The sequence below is a fragment of the Arcicella aquatica genome, from assembly GCF_034928825.1.
Taxonomy (GTDB): domain Bacteria; phylum Bacteroidota; class Bacteroidia; order Cytophagales; family Spirosomataceae; genus Arcicella; species Arcicella aquatica.
In genome coordinates this window covers 26,150-38,649 of sequence record NZ_JAYFUL010000052.1, presented here as the reverse complement: position 1 = coordinate 38,649, position 12,500 = coordinate 26,150, and the positions used below count along the sequence as shown (strand labels likewise).

Below are 12,500 nucleotides of genomic sequence, written 5' to 3'. Positions count from 1 at the left end.
ATTACAGATTCGGATTCAGAGAAAATCTTATGAAAACAGCTTGTGGACTTTACAATTTCAGGAAAATAGCCTAATAAATTGTACGAAAACAAGATTATATATGTTAAAAATGTCTAATATTTATATCAGTGTGCAAGATAATGGTGCTGGAATCGATAAGCATTCCCAACGCTTGATTTTTGATAAGTTTTTTCAAGCAGAAGATCAAACCATTAAAAAACCAATCGGAAGTGGCTTAGGGTTGGCTATTTCCAAAAAGATTGTAGAGTTACATAACGGAGAAATTTGGGTAGAAAGTGAAGTCGGAAAGGGTGCGAAATTCACTTTTATGATTTCGGTTGTTTAGCTTACCCATCAATAATAATCACATATACTATTGAAATAAAGATATGAAAAAGATAATAAAAGTATTAATCGTTGATGATGAACCTAGCATTTTGATGTCTTTAGAATTTTTAATGAAGAAAGAAGGCTACAGTGTTTTTATCGCACGTGATGGCTCTGAAGCCTTAGAAATTATTGAAAAAGAAGTGCCTTCTATTATTCTATTAGATATTATGATGCCCCGTGTAGATGGCTATGAAGTATGTAGAATTATCAAAGAAAGCATTCGATTTCAGCATATCAAGATTGTGTTTTTAAGTGCCAAAAACAAAGAAGCAGATATTGAAAAAGGATATCTGACTGGTGCAGATTTGTATGTCTCAAAACCGTTTTCAACACGAACATTAGTGGCAAAAATCAATACTTTGGCATTAGGGATTGTTTCAAATTAGAAGGCAGGAGTCTGCTTGGGCTTACAAGGTTTTGTATTTTACCTTATAGATATGCCATTGATAGGTTTTTAAGCAAAATAAGATACTTTTATGGTAAAAGTTCAAAATATCAATCAAAAAACTATACTTTGTTTAGTAAGAATAGCTATATTATTTTAGCGTAAAACCTAGAAAAGTGTATTTGAATAAAAAAAATGTCTTGTACTTTTACGGTACAAAATATTAAATTCTGAAGCGAGTCAATATCATACAATTTATATATCCAAATTAATGATGAATTTACAAATTAGCTCTTTTGAAGATTACGAATCAGCATATAATCAGTCAGTAACAGACCCTGAAGGTTTTTGGGCAGAGGTAGCTCAAAATTTTCAATGGCGTAAGCCTTGGAAAAAAACATTGGAATGGGATTTTACAACAGCTACTACAAAATGGTTTGCTGGTGGTAAAATGAATATTACTGAGAATGCACTTGATCGTCATTTGGCAACCCGTGGAGACCAAGCGGCCATCATTTGGGAATCTAATGACCCTAATGAGGAATCAGTGACGCTTACTTACAAAATGCTTCATCAAAGAGTTTGTCAGTTTGCCAATGTATTGAAGAAACACGGGGCTAAAAAAGGAGATAGAATTTGTATATACATGCCAATGATTCCAGAATTGGCTATTGCAGTATTAGCTTGTGCGAGAATCGGGGCAATCCATTCGGTAGTTTTCGGAGGTTTTTCGGCACAGTCAATCGCCGACCGTATCAACGATGCACAATGTAATATTGTTATTACTTCAGACGGTTCGTTCAGAGGAAATAAAGAGATTGGCCTAAAATCTACCGTAGATGATGCCTTAATTCAATGTCCATCCGTTCAAAAAGTAATAGTTTCTACCCGTACACGCACACCCGTTTCAATGTTGAAAGGACGTGACGTATGGTGGGAAAATGAAGTTAAAACAGTATCGTCTGATTGTCCAGCAGAAGAAATGGATGCAGAGGATATGTTATTTATCCTTTATACTTCAGGCTCAACAGGCAAGCCTAAGGGCGTAGTACATACTTGCGGAGGCTATATGGTATATGCTACCTATACGTTTGCCAATGTTTTTCAATATCAGCAAGGTCAGGTTCATTTTTGTACGGCAGATATTGGTTGGATTACAGGACATTCGTACATCGTTTATGGTCCATTATGTTATGGTGCAACCTCTTTAATGTTTGAAGGCGTACCCACTTATCCAGATGCAGGTCGTTTTTGGGATGTGATTGATAAGCACAAAGTTGATATTCTATATACAGCACCAACAGCCATTCGTTCATTGATGGGCTTTGGGTTAGACTATGTCAATGGAAAAGATTTAAGTTCGTTGAAAGTATTAGGTTCAGTAGGAGAGCCAATCAACGAAGAAGCTTGGAATTGGTACAACGAAAATATCGGTAAAGGCAAATGCCCGATTGTAGATACTTGGTGGCAAACCGAAACAGGCGGTATTTTGATTTCACCGATTGCGGGCGTTACCAAAACAAAACCAGCTTATGCTACGCTGCCTTTGCCGGGTGTACAACCAATTTTGGTAGATGAAAAAGGAGAGGAGATAACAGGCAATGGCGTTTCGGGTAATTTATGTATCAAGTTCCCGTGGCCAGGGATTATTCGTACTACCTATGGCGACCATGATCGTTGTATCCAAACGTATTTTTCTACCTATAAAAATCTTTATTTTACAGGCGATGGCTGTATGCGTGATGAAGACGGATATTACAGAATTACGGGACGTGTGGATGATGTAATCAATGTATCGGGTCATAGAATTGGTACGGCAGAGGTTGAAAATGCGATTAATATGCACTTGGGTGTGGTAGAGTCTGCGGTGGTAGGGTATCCACATGATATTAAAGGACAAGGTATCTATGCGTATGTCATTTGCGAAAAAGTGCAAGGTGATGATTCTGACTTAACCCGTAGAGATATTTTGGCGACTGTCACCCGTGTAATTGGACCTATTGCCAAGCCAGATAAAATCCAGTTTGTAAGTGGCCTGCCCAAAACACGCTCTGGAAAAATCATGAGAAGGATTCTAAGAAAAGTAGCCGAAGGAGAAATCAATAATTTAGGTGATACTTCTACTTTGTTAGACCCAGCAGTAGTGGAAGAAATAAAAGCGGGAGCTTTGTAGTAGAATAGATTAAAAAGGAATTTTGAGGAGGTTTCGTTGATAGCGAAACCTCTTTTTTAATAAATATGCTTTATAGATTTTTTTTGTTAAAGTTTGTTAAACTAGCCAATTTCTGAAAATTTAATGTGAAAACTTCATAAAAGATAGGAGATAGATAGGCAGGGTAGGAGAATTATTGTTTGGAAATTTGTAAAGTGTTGATAGTCAGTTAATTTGCTAGTGGAATAGGAGTGGTGGGTGAAGTGAAAATAGTTGATAAATTAAGATATTAACCTGATTTTGTTTCCGTGGCTGGTCTCCTGACCAGTCCACTTATTTTTTGAGACAATGTGGACTGGTCGGGAGACCAGCCACGGAAATAGAAATAATCGTTAGATTGGCAAATACTACTACGTAGCAAAGAATTTGTTCAGTTAAAAAAGAAATCTATTTTAGGTACAGTGACACTTCGTTAACACTTGCACTAGCATAGATTTCCAATTCAAAGATTGTGTCACTTTAAGTAATTTGAATGTATTTTTTCATTGATTGAATCTTATAAAAACATTATTAACAAAACCTAATTGTCCATTGTAGTTAACAAACCAATAGTTATTGTCGCTTTTATATTTGATAATAACTTTTGAATTTTTAGGAATTGTAGCCAATATATTTGATGAGGATGTTGGAAATTCTCTTATGTAACTTTCTGTATCAATATACCCCAGAATAGTATTAGGATGTAATTCAATTAACTCTCTAAAACTAATTGAAGAATCACTATTAAGCTTTTGAATTGATAAAATATCAGTTTGAAGTACTTCAAAAAGACCTAGTTTAGGTTCTGTTAGATCTTTAATGGCAACATAGCCATCTTCAATTTTATTATTATGTATATAGTTTATTTTTGCCCAAATAGCATTAACATTGGTTACTAGTTCGACTTTTTCTAAGAAGTTTAATTTTTTTTTAGGTTTGAATTTAGTTGAAGGGCCAATTCTAACATTAAGTCCGTCAGAATTCACATAGCTTATCTTCGTTTTTCTGTATTTTATATTATTAATTTCATTCTCAATTTTATTACTAGAAGTGTAAATGTAATTTGCTCCATCAATATCTTTAGAGTAATTTGATGGATTTAAAATGTTTTTTTCTCCTTTTACCCAGCCTGGTTTGGCTGTGTATGGATTTACATTACCGTAAGTAGAGAAATTATCGCTAATTGTATTGTTAGGTGTTGTTCTAATATGAGGCTTAACATAAGTACCATTGCTTCGATAATACCCTTTTACGTTAACATGATTACTGTTTGTTCTTTGAGAAAAAGTACTTTCTAAATAAAGTAGTAGAGGGAAAAGGAATATTAAGAATTTGTATTTCATTTATTTTAATGATTTTAGTTAAACTGACTGTTATTGTAATTAAATATATTTTCTGAATAATTTTTTGTGCTAATTATTGTACCCTTGCTTGGCGTAGGATCATTTCACTACGTCTGAGTATGTTGCAATGTTACATTGCAAAAATGCACTGCATTTTATGTATTTCCAAGTTGCTCTTTGCTTTTCCACGCCTCTAGGCTTGGAACAATAATTGTTAATAAGGTATACTTTAGTTTCAGTATTGAATTTCCCTCTATCCAACGCTTTATAAAATGCTTTCGTTTTTTGCCAATCATTAGATTGACGACCACAATGAGTAGTGAAATACTACGCAGAGCAGTTGTGCTTTTCTTTGATATGAGATTCAATTTTTTTTTTAAGAGGAATTAGATTTAATATCCCTAGATGCTTTTAAGTATACTGATGTCTCTATAAGTATTTTTTTGTTAATACAGGATTATAAATTTGAAAAGTGCTGATAATCAGCTAATTTAGAAAATTGGTAAGAATGTGATTTCAGTGAAAAAAGATAAGGAATTAGGATATTAACCTAGTTTTATAAGTTTGGGAGAATACTGGTTAAGGAATGAGAGTAAGTAAAGGGCTGTTTTTTGGATAAAAAAGTGTAAATTGCAGCCTTGATTTAACAAATGGTATTTAAAGAAATAGTATTTGGTGAATTTTTTTTGCAATTTTTTAAGGTTTAAGTTAACGGTAGCGTATCTGAATATTAAATGATTGTTTCACGAAACCCTTATTGTAAAACGATTTGATATAATCTTTTTCAATATCAATTGTACTACATCGCTAGGCTTTTGCGGTAGGTTTCTAAATATGTTATTATGATTTTAAAAACAGTTTTCCTGCTTTTTACAGCCACAATTACTAGTTTATCAACTCCTTCCAAACCTAAGAAGACTTTACATGGAAAGATTTCGTATTATGCTAGTAAGTTCGAAGGGCGAAAAACTTCAAGCGGTCAACGCTACAAAGCCACTCGCAGAACCGCTGCTCATAAATACCTTCCATTTGGTACTTTATTAGAAGTAACCAATCCTTCAAATGGTTTGGTGACGGTAGTAAAAGTAAACGACAGAGGGCCACATAGTAGAGGAAGAGTTTTGGATGTTTCTTATGCAGCGGCTAAAGATTTAGGGTTGATAGGCTTAGGAACAGCCTCAGTTAAGATTAAAGTACTTTCTTTTGGTGATGGTGTTGTGAGTTTGAATGAAGAGGAAGATGAAACACCAATGGGTGTAGATAGTACTCAACAAACATCAATGGTTGATGTGTTATTAAGCAGAAAACCAATGTATATGATGGTTGTCAGAGATTCAGAGGGAAGGTTTAGGTTGGATTCAACTGCTACCAGACCAATGAGTTTACCCGTAAAAGAATAAAAAAAAATGCTTCGCCGAACAGCGAAGCATTTTTTATGATTAAAGCTAATCACTTGAATTATTTTCCTCCGAATCCGAAAGTCAAACCTGCATTTACCATGAAGAATTTAGAAGAAGTACTAAAGTCTGCATTTGTAGGTGAGCCGTTATCATTTCCGTTTTTGTTATCGAAGATAAAGTTATAACTACCTTCCGCAAAAATACCTAGGTTCCCGATTGGAATAGCGATACCAAATTTTGGAGCTGCTCCGAATTTTGAAGAACTACTTTCAGAACTTACACCTAATACATTTCCTTTTACTTTTGACGTAAAAACTCCCGCTTCAGCACCAATATATGGACGAACAATACCTTTTGTTAAATAGTATTCAAGCATCCCAGTAACAGGAATAATGGTATTAGTGAACTCGTAACCAGTGCCTTTAAATTCTTCTTGGATAGATTTTACACCCACACCAATCGCAAATTGTTCAGTTACAAATACTTTTGCTTGTAAACCACCACCATAAAGACCTTTCGCACCTTTAGCATCAGGTGCAAAATATGAACCATGAATACCTAATGAGAATTGTGCGGCAGCTTTCTGAGTTGTAGCAACTAAAGCCGTGGCTAAGATGGCGAATGTTAAAAATAGCTTTTTCATATTTTAATAATTTTAATGAAGAGATAGAAATATCATTCTTCTGTTTGATGTAGAGGTATAGAAAAAAGCTATTCCATCTTAATAATTCCATTAATGTGTGGCATTTTTTACACGATTACACAGATATACGTCTTTTAATAAATAAATGGGCAAAAAAGAAATGGGGAAAATCATGTTGATTTTCCCCATTTAGCTATCAAAATACTTTATTTACTTACTTTGTTCCGATATATCTTTCAAAGAATTCATAAATTCTCAGCATTCTATCAATTTTCTGGCGAACATTCCCAGATCTCGAAAGCTCGTGTGTTCCCCCAGGCATTCGTACATATTCTACTTCTTTACCCATAATTTTTAATGATTTATACATCATTTCAGATTGTATGACGCCAGTTCTTAAATCATTTTCACCATGCTTGATTAAAAACGGCGTTTTGATTTTATCAACATACGTATAAGGAGATTCCCGTGCTAAGATAGGTTTGATATTTTCTTCCCAAGGATAACCCCCGAAATAATTAGGCGTTAGTCGCCAAGCGTTACCTTCGCCCATAAAGGTAGAGAGTTCATAAACGCCTCTTTGTGCAAAGGCAGCCTTGAAACGGTGGTCGTGTGAAATAATCCATGCCGTTAAATAACCAGCATACGAACCACCCGTGATTACCTGTTTAGAAGTATCAGCCCAACTTTCTTTAGCGGCATCGCTTGCAGCAGCTAATACATCTTCCGTAGGCCCTTTACCCCAATCTTGATAATTTGAAAACTGGAAATCTTTCCCATATCCCCCAGAACCTCTTGGATTAGCATAAACAAGTCCATATCCTTGTGCACAGAAATATTGAAATTCATGCCACATCGAGCCCTCACCCGGTCCCCACATCGCCGTTGGTCCACCATGCATGTTTAACAATAAAGGATATTTTTTACCAGCTTCATAGTTACTAGGCTTCATAATCCAGTATTCTACCGACTGTCCTTTAGCGTTTTTGTAAACCCTTTTCTCAGGAAAACTCAAGGCTTTATTTTGTAACCATTCATCATTATGCGCACTTAATTTGATGGCGTTTTTCATCAATACATCAGCAGTATATAATTCAGAAGGATTTTTTACTTCTGTTTTTGCAAAAACGATACGTTCTTTAGAAATGTCAAAACTGCTAACGCCTGAATCAAAATCGCTTAATCTTTCTATTTTCTTGCTTTGAACATCTAATCGATAGATAGGAGTACCCCCGTTTGAGCTTGCCGTAAAATAAACATACTTACTGTCATCTGTCCATTCAAAATTATTGGCAGCCCTATCAAATACAACATTTGTTTTATTCGTACCATCGGCATTGGCTAAAATAATTTGATTGAATCCTAACCAATCTGTTTTCGACATCGTAGCAATCAACAATTTTCCATCAGGCGATGGCGTAGCACCACTATACGAAATACCTTTTTCAGCAATAAGCTGTTTTGAACCCGAACCATCAGCATTTAATAAAACGATAGCTGAATTAAGCTCACGGTCGGGGTGTTGTAAACTATCTCTACCGCTCGAAGCATATAGTTTTTTACTATCAGCCGACCACGTTCCACCACTATACGACCAGAAGCCTTTTGTTATCTGAACAGGTTTTGCTCCTTCTTTCGCATCAATCACAAACAATAAGCTAAAACGAATTTCAGGTTCAGTGGTTGATTCTCCTTGAAAATTCAGACGGTTAATCACCTTAGCTTTTTTGTCTTCCACATCTTTTTCAAGATAAGCCCTGATTTCTTCGATGCTTCCGTTTGGATTAGCTTTAATCTTTTTATCACCTTTCAAGAAATCGTTGTTTTTAAAACCAGCTTTTTCAATCGACCAAGAAGGGAGTTTTTTGTTAGGATTCAACAAGGAATCTTTCAGAATATCTGAAAAAGTAACGCTTATTGAAAAGAGAATCTTAGAGCCATCTGGCGACCATTGGGGATTATTAGCACCGTATTTGAAGTCTGTTAATTGATAAGCCTCTCCACCATCCAAGGGCATAATAAATATTTGCGATTTACCTTTTACATTTCGAGCAAAAGCAATCTGTTTGCTATCTGCCGACCATGTAGCACCGCCAACACTTTCAGTACCGCGAGTTAACTGTTTAACATTCTGGAAATCAGTAAGCCATAAATGCGAGCGATAATCAAAGTCTAGTTTATCAGTTTCGTTGCCTTCGTTGGTTCTTAGCACGTAAATGGCTCTTTTGCCATCGGGCGAGATAGACACATTGCCCGCTTGTTTGATTTTGGTCATGTCGGTAACCAAAATTTTCTCCTTTCCTTTCTGTGCAAAAGATAGATGAGATAACAGTAATACTAAAAATAGAAGCGTTTTTTTCATGATTGATGAAGGATTTTAGATTTTAACAAATCTAATAAAAAAAGGCTGTATTCCCTCATTGGTTTAAGTACTGGTCTTAGGATTTCCTAAGAACTAAAAACACATAGAGCATTTGCCCGTTCCAAGAATTAGCCAGTAATGTTTTTGGGTGAGATATTCTTTGAATTTTAGAAAATTGATAAACCATGTTCTGTGGCACAGACCACGATTTAGTTTTTAAGTCGTAACTGATGTTATGTCACTACTCACACTAGGTATTGATTTTTATTGATAATGTCCTTTCGAAGCGATGATAATGACGATGGTATCGCCTACTACTTCATAAACGAGGCGATGCTCATGATTGATACGTCGAGACCATAGCCCAACCAAATCATATTTAAGAGGTTCGGGCTTTCCTGTACCTGTAAATGGATGTTCTGCGAGTTCTTCTAAGAGTGTGAGTAGCTTTTTAATAACTGCTTTATTGCCCGATTTTTTATGAAAATCAATATCGTTTTGGGCTTGCTTAGTAAAATCTATGCGATAACTCATTCAATACCTAAAAAGTCTTTAAGATTTTCTTTTTCAACACTTATAAAATTACCGTCTTTATACTCTTGTCGGCTTTGTTTAATCTTATCTACAAATTCAGGGTTGTACTCGCTTTTAGGGTCAGTCACTTGAACAAAGTTCAAAGAGTTAATTAACTGCATAAAAAAAGCAAACTTATTTTCGGGAATATTGAGCGTTACCTGTTTCATGACTGAATGTGGGATAGAATTTGAATCTTCAAACTATAAATCAAAATTAGTACAAAATAAAGTATAATCAAGATATATGACAAGCAGAAATAGTAATATTCCACTGGTCTTAAAAATACAAATCTAAGACTAGTGAGAGACTATTAATGGATGTTTTGGTTTGGATGTTTCAATTTGTAAATATTGTCAGGTTCTAATTTTTGTTTTATATTCTCTGTTATACTATAAGTCCCGTCATTTAATATTTGTATTTCTTTATTGTTTAATGCTGCTAAAATATCGATTGCAAATGGTTTAAGCTGTTGATGATAAAATTCAAACTCTGCAAAGTATTTTTCGTATTTAACTTCCCAATTGGAAGAACTAGAGTGTGTTTTAAAATACTCTTTGTCCATCCAATATAAATAATTTAAACCAAGATGACTTAAAAATTTGAATTCATATTTTCTTACCCCATTGTCTTGATAAATCCCACAATACAAATGATATAATTTATCAAGATAAATGTGTAAATTATGCTGGTCAGCAATGAGGTCTACCAAAATAATTTTTAGCTTCCAAGTTTCATATTGTCCTTCGTCAATAATATATTCTTTTATAAAGTCTGACAATAGTACCTTTATATATTTGTCATTGAAATTGAAAAGAATAAGCTCTAAATATATTTTCTCATCAAGTTGATGTTCTAAATCAGTTTGTGAATAGATGAATTTTTCGAAGTCAGCAATAGAAATATCTCCATTTAAAAACTTGTAAAATTCTATTTTATTATTGTCAGATATATTCGACATAATATAATGACCATCTTTCAAATACATAAAATTTTGCTCACTAGCTATTTTCAATCCCAATTACGACCACTAAGATATTCAATGTGTAAATATTTTTCATCAAATTCTTTTACTTTTGCTCCATCATATCCATAATCCCTAAACATTTTTTGCATGTCATCATAGAAATCTAAAAATTTAAAACCCCTTATATTCTGTCCAAGTTCAGGATATTGAAAATTCTTTTCATAGCTTGATTTATTTCCAAAATTACTCTCCATTATAATCCTATTTGGATAGTAATAGGCTTTTTGATAAATATGACGAATCATTTCACCATTTTTGAACACTAAAAATCGTTGGTCACCACTGGTTGTTTGTGCATATCCAAAAAGTATAGTAGTATTATAATTCTTTGATATATTCATAAGAAAATTGTCATGTTCTTTAACTGAATAGTTAAAATCCAAATCTAACTCAGTCCAACCTTCCAAAGAAGCGTCAAATACGATAAATGCGTAATTCATTTTATCTAAAAATAACTCTCGATATTCATCATCAAGTGTTATTATTCTATCAATAGGATAACTTTTTTTAATCAGTTCAACAAGCAATTCCTTATTAATATCTTTTATTAAAACTCTTCTACAAGTAGCCATGTTTTTAAAATATAATTTGATTATTTTTAATATGTACCTAAGTCTAAAATAAGCGAAATGTTATAGTGTCACAAGCTACGGTTTAAACACAGCACAATCCCTAAAAACCAAAAAAGAGGTGTCTCACTTATCGCAAAACACCTCTTTCAATAATCTATTAAGAAAAACTATTTTCTTTCAGCAAGATTAACATAAGCACGTTCAGTAGCTCCTACATATACTTGGCGTGGGCGACCGATAGGCTCTTTGTTAGCTTTCATTTCTTTCCATTGAGCTATCCAACCTGGAAGACGACCAATCGCAAACATCACTGTAAACATATCAGTTGGAATTCCTAAAGCACGGTAGATGATACCTGAGTAAAAATCTACGTTTGGATATAACTTACGTGCTACGAAGTATTCGTCACTTAAAGCTGCTGCTTCTAATTCTGAAGCAATTTTCAATACTGGATCATTGATACCTAAAGCTGCTAACACATCATCTGCTGCTTTTTTGATGATTCTAGCACGAGGGTCAAAGTTTTTATAAACACGGTGACCAAAGCCCATCAAACGGAAACCAGAGTTTTTATCTTTCGCCATAGCAATGTACTTAGAAGTATCACCACCATCTGCTTTGATAGCCTCAAGCATTTCAATTACTTCTTGGTTTGCTCCACCATGTAATGGACCAGAAAGTGCATTGATACCTGCCGAAATTGAAGCATATAAACTAGCATGAGAAGAACCTACTAAACGAACTGTAGAAGTAGAACAGTTTTGTTCGTGGTCAGCATGAAGAATCAATAATTTATTTAAAGCTGCCGACACCACAGGATTAACATGGTAAGGAGCAACTGGTAAAGCAAACATCATGTTCAAGAAATTTGAACAATAATCCAACGAGTTGTTTGGATAATTTACTGGGTGACCTTGAGACTTTTTGTAAGACCAAGTAGCCATTGAAGGCATTTTAGCCATTAAACGAATAATGTTTAATTCATCAGCCCCCGCTTTGTCGCCTGTGTAGAAAGCAGACATTGCACAAACCATTGCAGAAAGTACGCCCATAGGGTGTGCATTTACAGGGAAACCTTCAAAAATTTTACGCATATCCTCGTTAACGATGGTGTGCATTTTGATTTCGTTTTCGAAGGCGGCATATTGCTCTGTAGTGGGTAGTTCACCGTAGATTAACAAATAAGCAACTTCCAAGAAAGTAGCTTTTTCTGCTAATTCTTCGATAGAATAACCTCTATAACGAAGAATCCCTAGTTCACCGTCCAAAAACGTAATAGCACTTTTTGTTGCTCCAGTGTTTTTGTAACCAGAATCAATGGTGATATGACCTGTTTCATCACGGAGTTTGGCAATATCAATTGCTTTTTCATCTTCACTTCCTGTTATTACAGGAAATTGATACTTTTTGTCACCTAACGAGAGTTCTGCAAATTCTGACATAACCTATAATTTATTGGGCTTTATCTTGAAAAAATATGTTTTTATTTTGTTGATACGAAATTAAATGAAAAATCCTCTTTCTAATGGATAAGTCGGTTTTTCTTTGCAAAATTTAGATAGTTGTTGAAAAAATTCTATTTTTCAATAAGAACCTTATATTCTGCAATAATCT

The 12,500-nt window shown here is 34.4% G+C and carries 12 protein-coding genes; 4 read left to right on the top strand and 8 right to left on the bottom strand.

Annotation, left to right across the window (positions count from 1 at the left end; genetic code table 11):
• The 3 genes from VB264_RS21405 to acs all read left to right on the top strand — a co-directional run.
• Nucleotides 1–346: ATP-binding protein (locus tag VB264_RS21405; RefSeq protein WP_323252826.1), on the top strand; the 346-nt coding region annotated here is incomplete at its 5' end.
• Nucleotides 347–389: 43 nt separating this feature from the next.
• Nucleotides 390–776: a response regulator gene (locus tag VB264_RS21400; RefSeq protein ID WP_309914481.1), complete on the top strand. Its 387-nt coding sequence runs from the start codon at nt 390–392 to the stop codon at nt 774–776.
• 258 nt (nt 777–1,034) lie between these two features.
• Nucleotides 1,035–2,948 carry an acetate--CoA ligase gene (gene acs, locus VB264_RS21395; protein ID WP_323252828.1) on the top strand — a complete coding sequence of 638 codons (1,914 nt, stop codon included), beginning with the start codon at nt 1,035–1,037 and terminating at the stop codon, nt 2,946–2,948.
• Between the two features lie 521 nt (nt 2,949–3,469).
• Here the strand turns inward: acs and VB264_RS21390 are convergent.
• Nucleotides 3,470–4,309, bottom strand: coding sequence for an SH3 domain-containing protein (locus VB264_RS21390; protein WP_323252824.1), 840 nt, complete (start codon nt 4,307–4,309; stop codon nt 3,470–3,472).
• A gap of 842 nt (nt 4,310–5,151) precedes the next feature.
• On the opposite strand from VB264_RS21390, the gene VB264_RS21385 reads away from it, so the two are divergent.
• Nucleotides 5,152–5,709, top strand: coding sequence for a septal ring lytic transglycosylase RlpA family protein (locus VB264_RS21385; protein WP_323252822.1), 558 nt, complete (start codon nt 5,152–5,154; stop codon nt 5,707–5,709).
• Nucleotides 5,710–5,767: 58 nt separating this feature from the next.
• Here the strand turns inward: VB264_RS21385 and VB264_RS21380 are convergent, their stop codons facing one another.
• The 7 genes from VB264_RS21380 to VB264_RS21350 form a co-directional block, all read right to left on the bottom strand.
• Nucleotides 5,768–6,352 (bottom strand): outer membrane beta-barrel protein, encoded by a 585-nt coding sequence (locus tag VB264_RS21380; protein WP_323252819.1) that lies wholly within the window; start codon nt 6,350–6,352, stop codon nt 5,768–5,770.
• Between the two features lie 214 nt (nt 6,353–6,566).
• Nucleotides 6,567–8,714, bottom strand: coding sequence for a S9 family peptidase (locus VB264_RS21375; protein ID WP_323252817.1), 2,148 nt, complete (start codon nt 8,712–8,714; stop codon nt 6,567–6,569).
• Nucleotides 8,715–8,978: 264 nt separating this feature from the next.
• Entirely contained in the window at nt 8,979–9,248 is a 270-nt protein-coding gene (locus VB264_RS21370) for a Txe/YoeB family addiction module toxin (RefSeq protein WP_323252815.1), read from the bottom strand.
• On the bottom strand, nt 9,245–9,457 hold the full coding sequence (locus VB264_RS21365; RefSeq protein WP_323252812.1) for a DUF2683 family protein: 213 nt from the start codon (nt 9,455–9,457) through the stop codon (nt 9,245–9,247). Before VB264_RS21365 ends, VB264_RS21370 begins: the two co-directional genes overlap by 4 nt.
• A gap of 143 nt (nt 9,458–9,600) precedes the next feature.
• The gene (locus VB264_RS21360) at nt 9,601–10,248 is read right to left on the bottom strand and encodes a hypothetical protein (protein ID WP_323252810.1); all 648 of its coding nucleotides are present in this window, start codon (nt 10,246–10,248) and stop codon (nt 9,601–9,603) included.
• A gap of 50 nt (nt 10,249–10,298) precedes the next feature.
• Nucleotides 10,299–10,886, bottom strand: a complete 588-nt coding sequence (locus tag VB264_RS21355) for a hypothetical protein (protein ID WP_323252808.1) — start codon at nt 10,884–10,886, stop codon at nt 10,299–10,301.
• 167 nt (nt 10,887–11,053) lie between these two features.
• The gene (locus tag VB264_RS21350; protein ID WP_323252806.1) at nt 11,054–12,328 is read right to left on the bottom strand and encodes a citrate synthase; all 1,275 of its coding nucleotides are present in this window, start codon (nt 12,326–12,328) and stop codon (nt 11,054–11,056) included.
• Between the last annotated feature and the right edge of the window lie 172 nt (nt 12,329–12,500).